Source organism: Kitasatospora sp. NPDC086801 (genome assembly GCF_044745805.1).
Lineage (GTDB): Bacteria > Actinomycetota > Actinomycetes > Streptomycetales > Streptomycetaceae > Kitasatospora.
On the sequence record NZ_JBIVAX010000042.1, the window covers coordinates 22,224 to 37,906 of the forward strand.

Genomic DNA, 15,683 nt, shown 5'->3' on the forward strand with positions numbered 1-15,683 from the left:
CCTCCAAGGTGCAGGGGACCTTCATGCTCACCGTCAGATCCCGACGCGCGGCGCTCGCCGTCGTCGCCGCCGCAGGTCTGTTCGGCACGGTGGCCGTGCCGACGGCCGCCCAGGCCGCCGACGCCAACGCCAAGCGTCACAAGACCGTCAACCTCCAGCTGCTGGCGATCAACGACTTCCACGGCAACCTGGAGCCCCCGGCCGGTTCCTCCGGCACCATCAGGGAGATCGACCCGGCCACCGGCAAGGAGGTCTCGACCCCGGCCGGCGGCATCGAGTACCTGGCCACCGAGCTGCGCAAGGCCCGGATCCCGGCCGACGACTCGATCACCGTCGCGGCCGGCGACATCATCGGCGCCAGCCCGCTCACCTCGGCGCTCTTCCACGACGAGCCGACCATCGAGGCGATGGACAAGCTCGGCCTGGACGTCACCTCGGTCGGCAACCACGAGTTCGACGAGGGCGCGCAGGAGCTGCTGCGCATGCAGGACGGCGGCTGCCACCCGGTCGACGGCTGCTACGAGCCCGGCCGTACGTTCAAGGGCGCCAACTTCAACTACCTGTCGGCCAACGTCACCGACGAGAAGACCGGCAAGCCGCTGCTGGCCCCGTACTGGGTGACCAAGTCCCAGGGCGTGAAGGTCGGCTTCATCGGCGTCACCCTGGAGGGCACGCCGAACATCGTGACCGCCGAGGGCGTCAAGGGCCTGAAGTTCGCCAACGAGGTCACCACGATCAACAAGTACGCCGCCGAGCTCAAGGCCAAGGGCGTCAACTCGATCGTCGCGCTGATCCACGAGGGCGGCTACCCGGCCAGCAGCGTCTACAACTACGACTGCGGCCCGGCCGGCCAGGGCATCTCCGGTCCGATCGTCGACATCTCCAAGAAGCTCGACCCGTCGATCGGGGCGATCGTCACCGGTCACACCCACAACGCGTACGCCTGCACCATCCCCGACCCCAACGGCGTCCCGCGCTCGGTCACCAGTGCCGCCTCCTTCGGCCGGCTGTACACCGAGATCGACATGAAGCTGGACAAGACCACCGGCGAGATCGTCCGTCCGACGGTCAAGGCCGAGAACCACGTGGTGCGCCGCACCGTCGAGAAGGCGCCCGACATGACGGCGCTGGTCGACCACTACTCCAAGCTGGCCGCCCCGATCGCCAACCGCCCGATCGGCTACATCGCCTCGGACATCAACGGCCGCGGCAGCAGTGACCTGGAGAAGCCGCTCGGCGACCTGATCGCCGACGCGCAGGTGGAGGGGCTCGCCCCGGCCGCCAAGGGCGGGGCGCAGGTCGCCTTCATGAACCCCGGCGGCATCCGCGCCGACCTGGTCCACAAGGCCTCCGGCGCCGAGGGCGACGGAGTGGTGACCTACGGCGAGGCGTTCACCGTCCAGCCGTTCACCAACATGATGCAGGTCAAGACGCTGACCGGTGCCCAGCTGGTGCAGCTGCTCCAGCAGCAGGTCAGCGGCTCCAACGCGGACGCGCCGAAGATCCTCCAGCCGTCCTCGGGCCTCCACTACACCCTGGACATGCGCAAGACCGGCGCGGACCGGGTGGTCGTCGACTCGATCCGGCTGAACGGTGCCCCGATCGACCCGGCCGCCACGTACCGGGTCGCGGCCAACGAGTTCCTGGCCGGCGGCGGCGACGGCTTCCCGGCCTTCGCGGCCGGCACCGACAAGCTCGTCGGCGCCTCCGACCTGGACGTCTTCACCGCCTACCTGGGTGCCCACAGCTCGGCGGCCTCGCCGCTGAAGGCCCCGGCGCAGGACCGGATCAAGGTCATCGGCCCGGGCGTCGACATCGACTGACCGTGAGCCGGTACGGGACGGGCGGGGCGCTGTCGGGGCGCCCCGCCCGTCCTGTTTCCTATTCGGGGCTGGGGCCGCCGGGCAGCCGGACGGTCGCCAGCGCGCCCGGACCGCCGTCCCCGGCCGGGCCCAGCGACACCTCGCCGCCCGCCTCCCGGACGCTCTGCGCGACGATCGACAGGCCGAGGCCGGAGCCGGGCAGCTGTCGTGAGGACGGCGAACGCCAGAACCGGTCGAACACGTACTGCAGTTCCTCCGGCGGAATGCCGGGGCCGTGGTCGCGGACGGTCAACACGCCCTGCTGGAGCCGGACTTCGACGGTGCCGCCGGGCGGGCTGTACTTGACCGCGTTGTCCAGCAGGTTGATCACCGCCCGTTCGAGCGCGGCGGCGTCGCCGTGCACGAACCAGGGGTCGGTCGCGGTCTCGAAGACCAGCCCCGGGCCGCGCAGTTTCGCCCGCTCGACCGCCCGCCCGGCGATCTCGTGCAGTGCCACCACGGTGAGGTTGCGGACCGGCTTGGGGGAGTCCGGGCGGGACAGCTGGAGCAGGTCCCCGATCAGGACGGTGAGCTCCTGCATCTGCGCCTTCATGTTGCCCAGCAGCTTGGTCTTGGTCGCGGCGGGCAGCGGGCGGCCCGTGTCGTTGCTGCGGATCAGCAGGTCGACGTTGGTGCGCAGTGAGGTGAGCGGGGTGCGCAGCTCGTGCCCGGCGTCGGCGATCAGACGGGTCTGCCGCTCGCGGGAGTTGGCGAGGGCGGTGCTCATCGAGTTGAAGGAGGTGGAGAGCCGGGCGATCTCGTCGTCCCCGTGGACGGGGATGGTGGTGCCGACCTCCTCGGTGCGGGCGATGTGCTCGACGGCGTCGGTGAGTCGGTCGACGGGCTTGAGGGAGGAGCGGGCGACCACGCGGCCGGCGATCGCGGCGAGGATGATTCCGCCGAGGGCCACTCCACCGAGGATGAAGGCGAGTTGTCGGAGGGATTCCTCGGCGGCCTGCGTGGAGGTGGCGACCATCACCAGTGCGGTCGGATAGCCGAGGACCTCCGAGGGGGCGCTGGTCACCAGGACCATGGCGGGCTTGCCGTTGGTGTAGTGGCCGTCCCGGATGATCGACTGGCCGGGCTTGAGGTTCAGGACCTTGCTGTCGTCCGTCTGGACCAGGATCGCCTTGCTGGCGCTCATCGGCAGGCAGACCAGCGGGGGACGGGCCGGGCTGAGCAGGACGTACTGGGTGTCCCGGGGGACGGAGGCTCCGACCGGGGGCTGCCGGACGTTGCCCTGGAGGTTCCGGAGGGCGGCCTGGGGGGTCGCCGCGCAGTCGCTGACGTTGATCGGGGGGAGCTGGACCCGGATGTTCTGGAGGTCGCTGTGGATCAGTCCGTACATCCGCTGTTCCACGATGAACCAGCAGGCCAGCGCCGACAGGGCGATGGCCACCGCCACCGCGGCCGCGCTCAGGAAGGTGAGGCGGCTGCGGAGGGAGCGGGAGCGGAACCAGTGGATGAGGCGCCGGCGGCGGGGGGTGCTCGGTGGGCTCAGCGGCGGGGGAGGGTAGGGGGTGGGGGAGGTCACGGGGTGGCGCCGGCGGCCGGGCGCAGGGCGTAGCCGACGCCGCGCACGGTCTGGATGAGGCGGGGCATGCCGCCCTGCTCGGTCTTGCGGCGCAGGTACATCACGTAGACGTCCAGGGAGTTGGAGGAGGGCTCGAAGTCGAAGCCCCAGACGGCCTTGAGGATCTGTTCGCGGGTGAGGACCTGGCGGGGGTGGGAGAGGAACATCTCCAGCAGCATGAACTCGGTGCGGGTGAGTTCGACGGGCTTGCCGGCGCGGGTGACCTCGCGGGTGGCGGTGTTCATCCGCAGGTCGGCGAAGGCCAGCACCTCGCTCTCGTCCTCGGCGGCGGCGCGGGCGGCGGCCTCGGTGGCGAGGGCGTTGCGGCGCAGCAGGGCGCGGACGCGGGCGAGCAGTTCGTCGAGCTCGAAGGGCTTGGCGAGGTAGTCGTCGGCGCCGACGTCCAGGCCGGTGACGCGGTCGCCGACGGCGTCGCGGGCGGTGAGCATCAGGACGGGGACGGTGTCGCCGCGGGAGCGCATCCGGCGGACGGCGGTGAGGCCGTCCATCCGGGGCATCATGATGTCCAGCAGGACGAGGTCGGGCCGGTCGCGTTCGACGGATTCCAGGGCCTCGTAGCCGTCGGTGGCGGTGGCGACCTCGTAGCCCTCGAAGGCGAGGCTGCTCTCCAGGGCGTCCCGGAGGGCGGGTTCGTCGTCGACCACGAGGAGCCGGGCGGAGGGGTGGCCGGGCTCGGCGGCGGTGCGGTCGTCGGCGGACGGGGTCATGGGCTGCTGCCCTTTCTCGTCGGGTGGAGGGCCTGCTGGGAGTACCGGGGGTCATTGTCCGTCTTACAGGCTCTGGCCGGCCTCCAGTTTCGGCAGAACCTGCTTGATGTCGTTGATCGGGATGGCGAAGCCGAGGCCGACGCTGCCGGCGCTGCCGCCGCCGGCGGTGGAGCTGGTGCCGCTGGGGGCGTACATCGCCGAGTTGATGCCGATGACCTGGCCGTTGGCGTTGATGAGCGGGCCGCCGGAGTTGCCGGGGTTGAGGGCGGCGTCGGTCTGGAAGGCCTTGTAGGTGGTGCTGCTGCCGCTGTTCTGCTGCGGGAGGTTGCCGCGTGTTCCGGGCAGGCCGGGCAGGCCGGGCAGGCTGGGGAAGCCGAAGCCGCCGTTGCTGCTGGTGGTGCCCTCGTCGAGCTGGACGGTGACGTCGCGGTTCTCGGCGCTGATGATGCCGGAGGTGACGGTGCCGGTGAGGCCGTCGGGGTTGCCGATGGCGACGACGGGGTCGCCGACGGCCACGCTGGAGGAGTCGCCGAGGGTGGCGGGGGCGAGGTTCTTGGCGCCGTTCGCGGTGATCACGGCGACGTCGAGGGACTTGTCGGTGCCGGTGACGGTGGCCTGGGCGGTGGAGCCGTCCTTGAAGGCGACGGTGATCTGGCCGCCGTCGGCCGCGGTGTCGATGACGTGGTAGTTGGTGAGGATCCGTCCGCTGGTGTCGAGGACGACGCCGGTGCCGGTGGCGGTGCCGTTGCCGTTCTTGACGGTGATCTGGACGACGCTCGGCGAGACGGCGGCGGCGATGGCCGGCACGTCGGCGCCGCCGTCGGAGCGGGCGGAGACGGGGCTGGCGACGGTGCTGGTGCGGGTGCCGGAGCCGTGCTGCTCGGCGGCGACGACCCCGCCGGTGACGCCGCCGATGACGGCGGCGACCGCGGCGACGGCGGTGACCAGGGCGAGCCGCCCGCGCAGCAGGCCGCGTCGGGCGCGGTTGCCGTGGCCGCCGTGGCCGCCGGGCTGGCCGGCGGTGGGCGGCTCGGGGGGCATGGGCGGGGTCGGGGGCGGGGTGTCGAAGCCGCCTGCCGAGTGGTCCTCGCGGTACCCGTAGGCGGTCGTGGCGGCGCTGCTGCCGAGGACGGTGCCCTCGACCACGCGGGGCTCGTACGGACCGTACTGCTCGTCGTGGTGCTGCTGCTGTTCGCTCATGCCGACCAACGTCCGCCCGGCGGATGAGGAAGGGATGAGAACCGGCTCAGAAGGGTCCGAGAAGCCCGTTGGGTTCTCATAAAGCCTGGTCAGGCGGCGTTCGGCGGCGCCACGGGCGGAGGCTGCTACTCCGCTTCCCCGGTCGGGCCCGTCGTGGCGCCGCCGCAGCCGCAGGAACGGCGGATCACCAGGCGGGACGGGAACTTGCGGACCCGCTCGGTGTCCGATCCGGGCACCATCAGCGAGTCGTCGAGCACCAGGTCCACGGCGGCCCGGGCCATCGCGTCGCGGTCGGAGGCGACGGTGGTCAGCGGCGGGTCGGCGAGGGCGGCCTCGGGGACGTCGTCGAAGCCGGCCACCGCGAGGTCCTCCGGGACCTTCAGGCCGACCTCGCGGGCGGCCCGCAGCACGCCGATCGCCTGGTCGTCGGTGGAGCAGAAGATCGCCTGCGGCCGCCCCGGCGAGCGCAGCACGCCGAGCGCGACCTCGTACGCGCCGTAGCGGTGGAAGGGCGCGTCGATCAGGTGGGGCTCGGTGGGCAGGCCGTGCGCGTCCATGGCGCGCTGCCAGCCCTCGACGTGGTCGATGACCGGGTCGCCGGGGGCCGGGGACTCCACCGGGCCGCCGAAGCAGGCCACGTACGGGTGCCCGTGCACCTCCAGCAGGTGGCGGACGACGGCCTCGGCGCCGCCCACGTCGTCGGTGACCACCGCGACGTCGTCGATCGCCTCGGGGCGGCGGTGCAGCAGGACGACCTTGGCGCCCTCCATCGCGGCGAACTCCTCGGCGGCGCGCTGCGAGGGGCCCTGGCTGACCAGGATCAGGCCGGAGACGCGCATGCCGAGGAAGGCCCGGACGTAGTGCACCTCGCGGTCGTCCACGTAGTCGGAGTTGCCGATCAGCACGAGCTTGCCGCGCTCGGAGGCGGCCCGTTCCACGGCGTGCGCCATCTCGGCGAAGAAGGGCTGGCGGGCGTCCGGGACGACCATGCCGATCAGGTTGGTCCGGCGGGAGGCCATCGCCTGGGCGACGCTGTTCGGCCGGTAGCCGAGCTGCTCGATCGCGGCGACGACCTTCTCCCGGGTCGCGGGCGCGACCGGGCGCGGCCCGTTGTTGATGACGTAGCTGACGACCGCGGTCGAGGTACCAGCCAGCCGGGCTACATCGTCGCGCGTCACTTTGGCCACGGGGGGAGTCTACGCGTGTGGCGTGCGCGTCGGCAGTGGGACCTGGGGCTTTCCGGCAAGGCTTTCGGCAGGTGCCGGGGGAGCGAACCGGACGAGCCGGGCGGGGACGGCCCGCCCGGCCGCCGGTCAGGCCTCCAGCGGCGTCGAGGGGCGCTGGGCGAGCTCCGGGCGCTCGCCCTTATCCGGCTTCTCCGGGACGACGAAGCGGTAGCCGACGTTGCGCACGGTGCCGATCAGCTGCTCGTGCTCGACGCCGAGCTTGGCGCGCAGCCGCCGGACGTGCACGTCCACCGTCCGGGTGCCGCCGAAGTAGTCGTAGCCCCAGACCTCCTGCAGCAGCTGGGCCCGGGTGAAGACCCGGCCCGGGTGCTGGGCGAGGTACTTGATCAGCTCGAACTCCTTGAAGGTGAGGTCGAGCGCCCGGCCCTTGAGCTTGGCGGAGTAGGTGGCCTCGTCGACCGACAGGTCGCCGTTGCGGATCTCCATCGGGCTGTCGTCGGTGGTGATGTGGAGCCGGCCGAGTGCGAGCCGCAGCCGGGCCTCGACCTCGGCCGGGCCGGCCGTGTCCAGCAGGACGTCGTCGATGCCCCACTCGGCGGTGACGGCGGCGAGGCCGCCCTCGGTCACCACCAGGATCAGCGGGCAGCCGATGCCGGTGGAGCGCAGCAACTGGCAGAGGCTGCGGATCTGCGGCAGGTCGCGCCGGCCGTCGACCAGGATGACGTCCGCACTGGGGGTGTCCACCAGGGCGGATCCCTCGGCGGGGGCCACCCGGACGTTGTGCAGCAGCAGGCCGAGGGCCGGCAGCACCTCCGCGGAGGGTTGCAGTGCGTTGGTGAGGAGGAGGAGAGAACTCATACCCGGTAGTCCCCTTTCCGGGTCGTCGCGGTCGCGTTACGGCTGCCGCCACAGCCGGATGGCGCACGTGCTGAGGTCGGGGGGAGGAGGACGGGCGCCCGAGAAGCGCCGGTGGGCCGGCCGGTGCGCAGGACGCGACGGCACCCGCGCCGAGGGTCCCGCAACCCCTGGCGCACCGTTTCTGCCCTGCTCATCCCGCGAACCCTCCGGTCTGTTCCGGCCCCGGGCGGCGGCCCGGGCGCCGGGTGGACACCCCGGCCGGCCGCGGCACGTCGTTGTGCCGCGTGGGGCGGGGCGTTTCCCGCGACGCGCCGGGGGTGGGCCGACGAATCGCAAGAACGTCCGTACTGGCGTCCTGAAAGCACAAAAGGACCCGGGGGCGACTCTGCCCGGATCCCTCTTGGACGTCGAGGATAGCCGACGGCCCTGCGCGCCGGGAGGGCTCGAATCCGGCGGTTCGCCCAATCCGGGCGCGCGCCGGGTGAGCCTGGACACAGCTTCGAGCCGTCCTCCGGGCCCCCTCGGCCAGGGCGATTGCCGGTCGTGGCGGCGGACACGCCATCATGGGACGCACATCGGCGGCGCCGTACGAGTCCATCTTTCGAGTGGTCGGGCGGCCCGGTGGCGAGCCGGACCGGGGCACCGGGGCCGGGCGAGGACGACGAGAAGGGGTGGCCCGATGGGTGCGACCACGGAGCCCGCGAGCGGCGCCCGGGTGCGCGGGACGATCCGCTACTGGGCGGCCGCGAAGTCCGAGGCCGGGCTGGCCGAGGAGCCGTACGAGGCGGTGACCCTGGCGGAGGCGCTGGCGGCGGCCAGGCGGCGGCACGCGGACCGGCCGAAGCTCGTCCAGTTGCTCGGGCACTGCTCCTACCTGGTCGACGGCTCCCAGGTCGGCGGCCGGGACCACACGACCGTGCCCCTCACCGAGGGCGGCACGGTCGAGGTGCTGCCGCCGTTCGCGGGAGGCTGAGCGGCGTGACGGACATGAACGACGCGAACCAGGGCGGCTACGGCGAGTGGCCGCAGCAGCCCCAGCAGCCCCAGCCGCATCCGCGGCAGCAGCCCCACCCGCAGTACCCGCACCCCCCGTACCCGCAGGCGCAGGCGCCGCAACCGGGGCAGCAGCAGCCGTACGGCTACCCGGGGTACGGGCAGCCGCCGATGGACGACGCGGCGACGACGCTGCTGCCGCCCGTGCCCGCGATGGACGACGCGGCCACCACGCTGCTGCCGCCCGTCCCCCCGGTGGAGGACGCGGCCGCGACCACGCTGCTGCCGCCGGTGGTCGTGTCCGGCGCGATGCCGGTCGCCCCGCCGCCCCGGACGCCCGTGCCGCCGCAGGCGCGGCATGCCGCGCCGCCGCAGGCCCGGCACGCTGCTCCGTCGCAGGCTCCGCAGCCGATGGCCCAGCCGATGGCCCCGCAGGTGGCCCAGCCGATGGCGACCCAGCCGATGGCGGCCCCGCAACAGGGGGCGCCCGCCTTCGACCCGCCGACCATGACGCTCAAGCGCCCGGTCGTCCCCGGCGGCCCGGCGGGTGCCCCGCCCGTGCCGCCGTACGCGGCCGTCCCGGCGCAGCCCGCGCCGGTGGCGCCGCCCGCCGGCCCGCGCGGCCGGACGGGCTCGCCGATCATTGATCCGGGCCTGCAGCCCGCGCTGATCACCGCCGGCGTGGCCGCGCTGCTGGCCGGCGGCGCCGCGCTCGGGCAGGTGGCACTGGCACTGGTGGTGGCGCTGCTCCAGGTGCTGACGGCGGCCGGCTGGTTCCGGCTGAACGGGATGTGGCCGGCCCGCCAGGGCATCGCGCTCGCCGCGCTGGCCGGGCTGACCGCGGACGCGGCGGTGCTGCTGGCGGACTCCGACGGCGGCGTGGCGGCGGTGGTCGGCACGCTGGGCGGGTTCTTCCTGCTGGTCCTGGTGCTGCAGACGTTCCGTCCCTCGGACCCGAAGGAGCGGTTCTACGCGCTGACGGTGCTCGGCTCGGCCACGGTGGTGACGGCCCTGTGCACCACGCTGCTGGCGGCCGACTGGGTGCCGGCCGGGGTGGGCGCGGTCGCGCTGGCCACGGTGCTGGCCGCGGCGCCGCTGCCCGGCCCGAAGCAGCTGGGCCCGGCGCTGGGCCTGGCGGTGGCCGTGCTGCTGGGTCTGCTGGTGGGCGCGCCGCCGGCGCTGGGGGTGCTGGCGGGGCTGGGCGCGCTGGTCGGCCGCCGGGTCGCGGCGTACGACTTCCCGTCCCGGTTCGTGCACATGACGGCGGGCGTGGCGCTGCCGCTGGCGGTGGCCTCGCCGCTGATCTGGATCGCCACGGACCTGCTGGCCGGCTGACGCCCGGCCGTCGACTCCGAGTCCCGCTCCGGAACCATGCTCCGGGGCGGGACGTCGTACGGTCGGGCGGAAACGGCCTCGGCCGGGGGCCGCTGCGGGAACACCGGACGAGGACTGCGAACGCCCACGACGCACGGCACGACGCACGGCACGACGCACGAGCACGACGCACAGCGGCAAGGAACGACGGCGACCGGCGACGACGGGGAGAGCGATGCGCGGATGGCTGAAGGCGACGATCGGCCTGGTGGTGCTCTCCGGCCTGCTGGTCGGCGCGGACCGGATCGCGGTCGGGGTGGCCGAGGACCAGGCCGCCGACCGGATGGTGAGCAGCGGCCGGATGAGCCAGCGGCCGGACATCTCGATCGAGGGCTTCCCGTTCCTCACCCAGGCGCTGTCGAGGAAGCTGGACGACGTCCGGATCTCCTCCGACGGCCTGACCGTCGGTGACGGCGGCCACCAGGTGGCGCTGCACTCCTTCAAGGCCCGGCTGTCCGGCGTCACGGTGAGCGACAGCCTGAAGAGCGCCACGGTGGGCAGCGGCACCGGCAGCGGCCTGATCTCGTACGCGGACCTCGCGCAGCTGCTGCCGCCGGCCTCCCAGCTGATGTCGGGGGCGGGCAAGCTGCCGGTGGGCGGCAACACCCGGCTGGCCCTGTCGTACGGCGGGCCGGGCAGGATCAAGGCCGCGCTGGGGCCGATCGAGGTCGGTGAGGGTGCGGTGCACAACAGCGGGAACACCGTCACCGCGGACGGCTTCCAGCTCAGTGCGCTGGCCGGGATGTTCGCCGGGGTCACCGACCACCGGCTGGAGCCGATGAGCTTCACCCTCGACTCGCTCCCGGCCGGGCTGAAACTGGCCGACAAGGACGGGGCGATGCCGTTGCCGGAGGGCCTGCAACTGACCTTCGATGGCAAGGGCGTCAAGCTGCTGGGCTGACCGGTCGGGCGCTCCCGGGCGGTCCGTTCCTTCCGTTCCTTCTGCTCCGTCCCTTCCGTTTCTTCCGTTCCGCTCCGCGAGACGCGCCGTCCAGCGCGGGTCGCGGAGCGGTGTCGTTTCCGCCCGTTGTGTGCCGCCCGGGGCCGCCGGTCTCGGGCGGAACGGCCGCCCCGCGGACCGTAAACGGGTAAAATCTCAACATTCGGTCCGCTTGGTCTCATTATTCGGTACGCTGATGACAGCGGGCCTTCGGTGTCCCTAGCATCGTCGACATGAAGCGACAGGCGGATCTCACGAAGCGGCGGGCGGTCGACCTGTGCCGCGTGGCCGCCTGTCTGTGTCGAATGCGCTAACTCGGCGTTTTGGCTGGGCAGTTGAAGCCCGCCGCCGAGCTTCCCGGTGACCTTGCCCGGCCGCCCCGGCCAGCCGTCGCCGCCGCACCCCGCAGCTCCCCGCCCGGTCGGCCCGGACTGCCGCCCTCGTCCCAGTATTCGGACAGGAATTCGGACCGTAGTCGCCCGGGCACCCCGCAGCACCTCCCGAGCAGAACCTTCCGCAAACCGCCCTCGGATGGAGAACACCACCATGAGCCGCAGCGACGTCCTGGTCGACGCCGACTGGGTCCAGGCCCGCCTGGACGACCCGAAGGTCGTCATCGTCGAGGTCGACGAGGACACCTCCGCGTACGACAAGAACCACATCCGCAACGCGGTCCGGATCGACTGGAAGCAGGACCTCCAGGACCCGGTCCGCCGCGACTTCATCGACCAGGCCGGCTTCGAGGCGCTGCTCAGCGCCAAGGGCATCGCCAACGACGACACCGTCGTGCTCTACGGCGGCAACAACAACTGGTTCGCCTCGTACGCCTACTGGTACTTCAAGCTGTACGGCCACGGTGACGTCCGCCTGCTGGACGGCGGCCGCAAGAAGTGGGAGCTGGACTCCCGCGACCTGGTCGCCGAGGTGCCGGCCCGCGAGGCCACCGCGTACCGGGCGCAGGCCGCCGACTCCTCGATCCGCGCCTTCCGCGACGACGTGCTCGCGGCCATCGGCGAGCTCAACCTGGTCGACGTCCGTTCGCCCGACGAGTTCTCCGGCAAGCTGCTCGCCCCGGCGCACCTCCCGCAGGAGCAGTCGCAGCGCCCCGGCCACGTGCCGAGCGCCCGCAACATCCCGTGGGCCAAGAACGCCAACGACGACGGCACCTTCAAGAGCGACGACGAGCTCAAGGCGCTGTACGAGGCCGAGGGCATCGACCTGGCGAAGGACACCATCGCCTACTGCCGCATCGGCGAGCGTTCCGCGCTCACCTGGTTCGTCCTGCACGAGCTGCTCGGCCAGCAGAACGTCAAGAACTACGACGGTTCGTGGACCGAGTACGGCAGCCTCGTCGGCGTGCCGATCGAGCTCGGCAGCAACTGAGCCTGCGGCTCGACCGTCGTCAGAAGGGAAGACAAGACATGTGCGGTGCGAAGGCCGGCGGGCCGGACCTGGCAGGAGTTGACGTGGCGAACGAGACGATCATCCAGGGTTCGGTGACCCGCGACGGCGAGCCGGTCAACGGCTACGTCCGGTTGCTCGACGAGGGGGGCGAGTTCACGGCCGAGGTGCCCACCTCGGCGACCGGCCAGTTCCGGTTCTTCGCCCGCCCGGGCAAGTGGACCCTGCGCGCGCTGGTGCCGGGCCAGACCGTGGACCGTCAGGTGGTGGCCTCCCAGGGCACCGCCGTCGAGGTGGCGATCGCGGTCTGATCCGCGCCCGAGCCGACCGACCCCGCTTGATCCGCTCGATTTGATCCGCTCGATCCGCGGACGAAGCACACCGAGGGCCCTGCCGCGGCAGGGCCCTCGGTCGTACCGTGGAGACGTGCAGGCAAGGCGGCGGCGTCATTACTACTTCGCCCTGATGGGCGTCTGTCTGGGCCTGTTCGTGCTGGCCTGGGGCGTGGTGAGGTTCTTCTCCGTGCCCGCCGCGATCGGCATGTGCGTGGTCGCGATGGTGATCCCGCCGACCGCCGCCGTGTTCGCCAACAAGCGGGACCCGGACGACGACTGGTGGAACGACCCGCGCTGGGACGATCCGAAGTGGGACGAGCCCGGCCACGACCGGGACCACCCCGACCACGAGGAGCGCCCGTAGGCGCCCGTAGGCGTCAGTAGACGAGCGCCTGGACGTTGTCGGTCATGATCTCGCTGACGAAGACCTGCGCGCCCGCGATCCGGACGCCCTCGACGGTGTCCTGCTGCCCGATCCCGCGCCGCGCCGCGCACTGGGTGCACAGCGTCACCGAGCCGCTCGCGAGGATCGCCTCCAGCAGGTCCGGCAGCGGTGCCGAGTGCGGCAGTTCGAACTCCGCCGCCCGCCCCGGCAGGGCGAACCAGGAGGACTCCCCGGTCAGCCAGAGCGAGACCTCGATCCCGCTGGCGACGGCCACCGCCGCGACCGTGAACGCCTGCGAACACCGCTCCGGCGCATCGGCCCCGGCGGTGACCTTGATGACGAGTTTCTTCGACATGGCGCCACCTTAGAGGGCTCGCGGCCCCCGCTCGCCGTCATCCCAGGATCCCTTGGGGAAACCTTGGACGGCGGGGGAAAATCGGCGCGAACGGTGACGTGGCGGGGCTCACCGCGACCGGCCGATGACCGGCGGATAGAGTGAGCGGCAGCAAAATCCACCACACTGTCGCCGCCTGGGAGCCACCCGTGTCCGGTCTGGAAATCTTCTTCGACGGTCTGCTGGCCCTCATGGCCGTGCTGATCACCTGGTTCGCCATCTTCTCGGTGATGAAGCTCTACCAGGGCCAGCGCTGATCCTGCCGTACGGTTGAGGCAGCCCACACCGACGACGACAGCGACCAGGAACATGATCGAGATCCCCTCTGACCTCCACAGGGACGTCGTCCCGCTCGCCTTCCTCCTCGGCACTTGGGAGGGCGCGGGCGTCTACGACTTCCCCGGCTCCGAGAAGTGCAACTTCGGCCAGGAGATCGTGATCCGGCACGACGGCCGGCCCTTCCTGGAGTTCCGCTCCCGCACCTGGGTGCTGAACAACGAGGGCGAGAAGGTCCGTCCGCTGGAGAACGAGCACGCGTTCTGGCGCATCACCAGCAACCACGACGGCACCAGCGGCGCCCGCGGGATCGAGATCTCCTCCGTCCGGGACGACGGCACCGTGGAGATCTGGTACGGCGAGCTGGCCGACGGCAAGCCGCAGATCGACGTCTCCACGGACGCGGTCGCCCGGATCGAGGGCTCGCCGGAGTACTCGGGTGGCAAGCGGCTGTACGGCTTCGTCAACGAGGAACTGCTCTGGGTCGGCGAGAAGGCTGCCCCGAACGTGCCGCTGCGCCCGTACATGTCGGCCCAGCTGAAGAAGGTGCTCAGCCCGGCCCAGTTGATCAAGGACATCAACGACCTGCCGGACGACGGCATCGCGTTCTTCAAGTGAGCCCGGCCCTCCGCTGAGGGGGACGGCTTTCGCACGAGGTAGGGACCGGCCCCCGGCCGGTCCCTACACTTGCCTCAGGACCCCCGACCTTGGCAGGGACAGCACCGTGGCGGACACCGGCACCACCGACTGGCAGCTCTCCGGCGACTGGAAGGCCGACCTGCGCGAACGCGGCTACCGGCTGACCCCGCAGCGGCAGCTCGTGCTGGAGGCCGTCGACCGCCTCGACCACGCCACCCCCGACGAGATCCTCTGCCACGTCCGGCAGACTGCCAGCGGCGTCAACATCTCCACCGTCTACCGGACCCTGGAGCTGCTGGAGGAACTCGGCCTGGTCTCGCACGCCCACCTCGGCCACGGCGCCCCGACCTACCACCTGGCCGGCCGCCACCACCACCTGCACCTGGTCTGCCGGGACTGCGACCAGGTCTCCGAGACCGGCACCGAGATCGCCGAGCCGCTGATCCGCAGCCTGCGCGAACAGCACGGCTTCGACACCGACCTCAAGCACTTCGCCATCTTCGGCCGCTGCGCCGACTGCACCGCCAAGCTCGCGGACGGCCGGTCGTAAGCTGGCCGGTATGAAGAGCCCGCTGCTGAGCCTGCCCGGAGCCGTCCCCGCCGAAGGCGCCGACGAGGGCGTCGCCGCCCACTACGGCGACATCTTCCGCGAGCAACGCAACCTCGCACAGGGCACGGGCTTCGTCGACCTCTCGCACCGCGGCGTGCTCACCGTCACCGGCCAGGACCGCCTGGCCTGGCTGCACCTGCTGCTCACCCAGCACGTCAGCGCGCTGGCGCCGCAGGAGGCCACCGAGGCGCTGGTGCTCTCCCCGAACGGGCACGTCGAGCACGCGCTCTACCTGGTCGACGACGGCACCACCACCTGGGCGCACGTCGAGCCGGGCACCCAGGAGGCGCTGCTGGGCTACCTGGAGAGCATGAAGTTCTTCTACCGGGTGGAGGCCGCCGACGCGACCGCCGAGTACGCCGTGGTGCACCTGCCGGCGGGCTCCACCGCATCCGTCGAGGGCGTCGCGGCGGTGCGCGAACTCCCGTACGGGCGGGACCTGTTCGTGCCGCGCGCGGAGCTGGCGAAGCTGACCGCCGGGTACGGCCCGGCGGCGGGGGTCTGGGCGTACGAGGCACTGCGGATCGAGGGCCACCGACCGAGGCTGGGCTTCGAGACCGACCACCGGACCATCCCGCACGAGGTGGACTGGCTGCGCACCGCCGTCCACCTGCAGAAGGGCTGCTACCGCGGGCAGGAGACCGTCGCCCGGGTGCACAACCTGGGCCGCCCGCCGCGCCGGCTGGTCTTCCTGCACCTGGACGGCACCGAGGAGACGCTGCCCCCGCACGGGACGGAGGTGCGGCTGGCCGCCGAGCCGGACGGCCGCCCGCTCGGCTTCGTCACCTCCTCGGCCCGCCACCACGAGCTGGGGCCGATCGCGCTGGCGATCGTCAAGCGGAACGTCCCGGTGGACGCGGTGCTGCTGGCCGGGACGGTGCCGGGCACCCAGGACGTGATCGTCCCGCAGTAGCCGGTGCGCCGGCCG

At 72.2% G+C, this 15,683-nt stretch carries 17 protein-coding genes; 11 read left to right on the forward strand and 6 right to left on the reverse strand.

The genetic code is table 11. From position 1 onward, the window contains the following. Window positions 1–23 precede the first annotated feature (23 nt). Complete coding sequence (locus ACIPLC_RS31305) at window positions 24–1,823, forward strand: bifunctional metallophosphatase/5'-nucleotidase (RefSeq protein WP_400476408.1); 1,800 nt, start codon at window positions 24–26, stop codon at window positions 1,821–1,823. A gap of 58 nt (window positions 1,824–1,881) precedes the next feature. On the opposite strand, the gene ACIPLC_RS31310 is transcribed toward ACIPLC_RS31305, so the two are convergent. The 5 genes from ACIPLC_RS31310 to ACIPLC_RS31330 form a co-directional block, all read right to left on the reverse strand. Next, window positions 1,882–3,396, reverse strand: coding sequence for a sensor histidine kinase (locus tag ACIPLC_RS31310; RefSeq protein ID WP_400476409.1), 1,515 nt, complete (start codon window positions 3,394–3,396; stop codon window positions 1,882–1,884). Continuing rightward, window positions 3,393–4,163 carry a response regulator transcription factor gene (locus tag ACIPLC_RS31315; protein WP_400476410.1) on the reverse strand — a complete coding sequence of 257 codons (771 nt, stop codon included), beginning with the start codon at window positions 4,161–4,163 and terminating at the stop codon, window positions 3,393–3,395. The genes ACIPLC_RS31310 and ACIPLC_RS31315 overlap by 4 nt, the downstream gene beginning before the upstream one ends. A gap of 63 nt (window positions 4,164–4,226) precedes the next feature. Continuing rightward, entirely contained in the window at window positions 4,227–5,363 is a 1,137-nt protein-coding gene (locus ACIPLC_RS31320; RefSeq protein WP_400476411.1) for a S1C family serine protease, read from the reverse strand. Window positions 5,364–5,488: 125 nt separating this feature from the next. Continuing rightward, on the reverse strand, window positions 5,489–6,550 hold the full coding sequence (locus ACIPLC_RS31325) for a LacI family DNA-binding transcriptional regulator (RefSeq protein ID WP_400476412.1): 1,062 nt from the start codon (window positions 6,548–6,550) through the stop codon (window positions 5,489–5,491). Window positions 6,551–6,676: 126 nt separating this feature from the next. After that, window positions 6,677–7,408, reverse strand: a complete 732-nt coding sequence (locus ACIPLC_RS31330) for a response regulator transcription factor (protein WP_400476413.1) — start codon at window positions 7,406–7,408, stop codon at window positions 6,677–6,679. 679 nt (window positions 7,409–8,087) lie between these two features. Here ACIPLC_RS31330 and ACIPLC_RS31335 point away from each other — a divergent pair. The 7 genes from ACIPLC_RS31335 to ACIPLC_RS31365 all read left to right on the forward strand — a co-directional run bounded on the left by ACIPLC_RS31335 (window position 8,088) and on the right by ACIPLC_RS31365 (window position 12,815). Further along, the gene (locus tag ACIPLC_RS31335; protein ID WP_400476414.1) at window positions 8,088–8,381 is read left to right on the forward strand and encodes a MoaD/ThiS family protein; all 294 of its coding nucleotides are present in this window, start codon (window positions 8,088–8,090) and stop codon (window positions 8,379–8,381) included. Window positions 8,382–8,395: 14 nt separating this feature from the next. After that, window positions 8,396–9,736 (forward strand): hypothetical protein, encoded by a 1,341-nt coding sequence (locus ACIPLC_RS31340; protein ID WP_400476447.1) that lies wholly within the window; start codon window positions 8,396–8,398, stop codon window positions 9,734–9,736. A 214-nt stretch (window positions 9,737–9,950) separates the two neighbouring features. After that, window positions 9,951–10,676, forward strand: coding sequence for a DUF2993 domain-containing protein (locus ACIPLC_RS31345; protein ID WP_400476415.1), 726 nt, complete (start codon window positions 9,951–9,953; stop codon window positions 10,674–10,676). Between the two features lie 272 nt (window positions 10,677–10,948). Next, on the forward strand, window positions 10,949–11,029 hold the full coding sequence (locus ACIPLC_RS31350; RefSeq protein WP_369405619.1) for an Ms5788A family Cys-rich leader peptide: 81 nt from the start codon (window positions 10,949–10,951) through the stop codon (window positions 11,027–11,029). 232 nt (window positions 11,030–11,261) lie between these two features. Then, the gene (locus tag ACIPLC_RS31355) at window positions 11,262–12,098 is read left to right on the forward strand and encodes a sulfurtransferase (protein ID WP_400476416.1); all 837 of its coding nucleotides are present in this window, start codon (window positions 11,262–11,264) and stop codon (window positions 12,096–12,098) included. Between the two features lie 38 nt (window positions 12,099–12,136). Continuing rightward, entirely contained in the window at window positions 12,137–12,427 is a 291-nt protein-coding gene (locus ACIPLC_RS31360) for a DUF1416 domain-containing protein (RefSeq protein WP_030059605.1), read from the forward strand. Window positions 12,428–12,542: 115 nt separating this feature from the next. Further along, on the forward strand, window positions 12,543–12,815 hold the full coding sequence (locus ACIPLC_RS31365; protein ID WP_400476417.1) for a DUF3099 domain-containing protein: 273 nt from the start codon (window positions 12,543–12,545) through the stop codon (window positions 12,813–12,815). Window positions 12,816–12,828: 13 nt separating this feature from the next. Here ACIPLC_RS31365 and ACIPLC_RS31370 read toward each other — a convergent pair whose 3' ends face one another. Beyond that, window positions 12,829–13,191 (reverse strand): DsrE family protein, encoded by a 363-nt coding sequence (locus tag ACIPLC_RS31370; RefSeq protein WP_400476418.1) that lies wholly within the window; start codon window positions 13,189–13,191, stop codon window positions 12,829–12,831. 348 nt (window positions 13,192–13,539) lie between these two features. On the opposite strand from ACIPLC_RS31370, the gene ACIPLC_RS31375 reads away from it, so the two are divergent. The 3 genes from ACIPLC_RS31375 (at window position 13,540) to ACIPLC_RS31385 (ending at window position 15,668) form a co-directional block, all read left to right on the forward strand. Continuing rightward, window positions 13,540–14,124 carry an FABP family protein gene (locus tag ACIPLC_RS31375; protein ID WP_400476419.1) on the forward strand — a complete coding sequence of 195 codons (585 nt, stop codon included), beginning with the start codon at window positions 13,540–13,542 and terminating at the stop codon, window positions 14,122–14,124. Between the two features lie 106 nt (window positions 14,125–14,230). After that, complete coding sequence (locus tag ACIPLC_RS31380; RefSeq protein WP_400476420.1) at window positions 14,231–14,695, forward strand: Fur family transcriptional regulator; 465 nt, start codon at window positions 14,231–14,233, stop codon at window positions 14,693–14,695. Window positions 14,696–14,705: 10 nt separating this feature from the next. Beyond that, on the forward strand, window positions 14,706–15,668 hold the full coding sequence (locus ACIPLC_RS31385; RefSeq protein WP_400476421.1) for a YgfZ/GcvT domain-containing protein: 963 nt from the start codon (window positions 14,706–14,708) through the stop codon (window positions 15,666–15,668). The last annotated feature ends 15 nt before the right edge of the window (window positions 15,669–15,683 follow it).

Excerpts from the sequence above, each read along its gene's own strand:
- ACIPLC_RS31320 (WP_400476411.1), bottom strand. The coding sequence starts at position 5,363 with ATGAGCGAACAGCAGCAGCACCACGACGAGCAGTACGGTCCGTACGAG.
- ACIPLC_RS31305 (WP_400476408.1), top strand. The coding sequence starts at position 24 with ATGCTCACCGTCAGATCCCGACGCGCGGCGCTCGCCGTCGTCGCCGCC.
- ACIPLC_RS31335 (WP_400476414.1), top strand. The coding sequence starts at position 8,088 with ATGGGTGCGACCACGGAGCCCGCGAGCGGCGCCCGGGTGCGCGGGACG.
- ACIPLC_RS31360 (WP_030059605.1), top strand. The coding sequence starts at position 12,137 with ATGTGCGGTGCGAAGGCCGGCGGGCCGGACCTGGCAGGAGTTGACGTG.
- ACIPLC_RS31385 (WP_400476421.1), top strand. The coding sequence starts at position 14,706 with ATGAAGAGCCCGCTGCTGAGCCTGCCCGGAGCCGTCCCCGCCGAAGGC.
- ACIPLC_RS31375 (WP_400476419.1), top strand. The coding sequence starts at position 13,540 with ATGATCGAGATCCCCTCTGACCTCCACAGGGACGTCGTCCCGCTCGCC.
- ACIPLC_RS31370 (WP_400476418.1), bottom strand. The coding sequence starts at position 13,191 with ATGTCGAAGAAACTCGTCATCAAGGTCACCGCCGGGGCCGATGCGCCG.
- ACIPLC_RS31345 (WP_400476415.1), top strand. The coding sequence starts at position 9,951 with ATGCGCGGATGGCTGAAGGCGACGATCGGCCTGGTGGTGCTCTCCGGC.
- ACIPLC_RS31355 (WP_400476416.1), top strand. The coding sequence starts at position 11,262 with ATGAGCCGCAGCGACGTCCTGGTCGACGCCGACTGGGTCCAGGCCCGC.
- ACIPLC_RS31340 (WP_400476447.1), top strand. The coding sequence starts at position 8,396 with ATGAACGACGCGAACCAGGGCGGCTACGGCGAGTGGCCGCAGCAGCCC.
- ACIPLC_RS31330 (WP_400476413.1), bottom strand. The coding sequence starts at position 7,408 with ATGAGTTCTCTCCTCCTCCTCACCAACGCACTGCAACCCTCCGCGGAG.
- ACIPLC_RS31315 (WP_400476410.1), bottom strand. The coding sequence starts at position 4,163 with ATGACCCCGTCCGCCGACGACCGCACCGCCGCCGAGCCCGGCCACCCC.
- ACIPLC_RS31350 (WP_369405619.1), top strand. The coding sequence starts at position 10,949 with ATGAAGCGACAGGCGGATCTCACGAAGCGGCGGGCGGTCGACCTGTGC.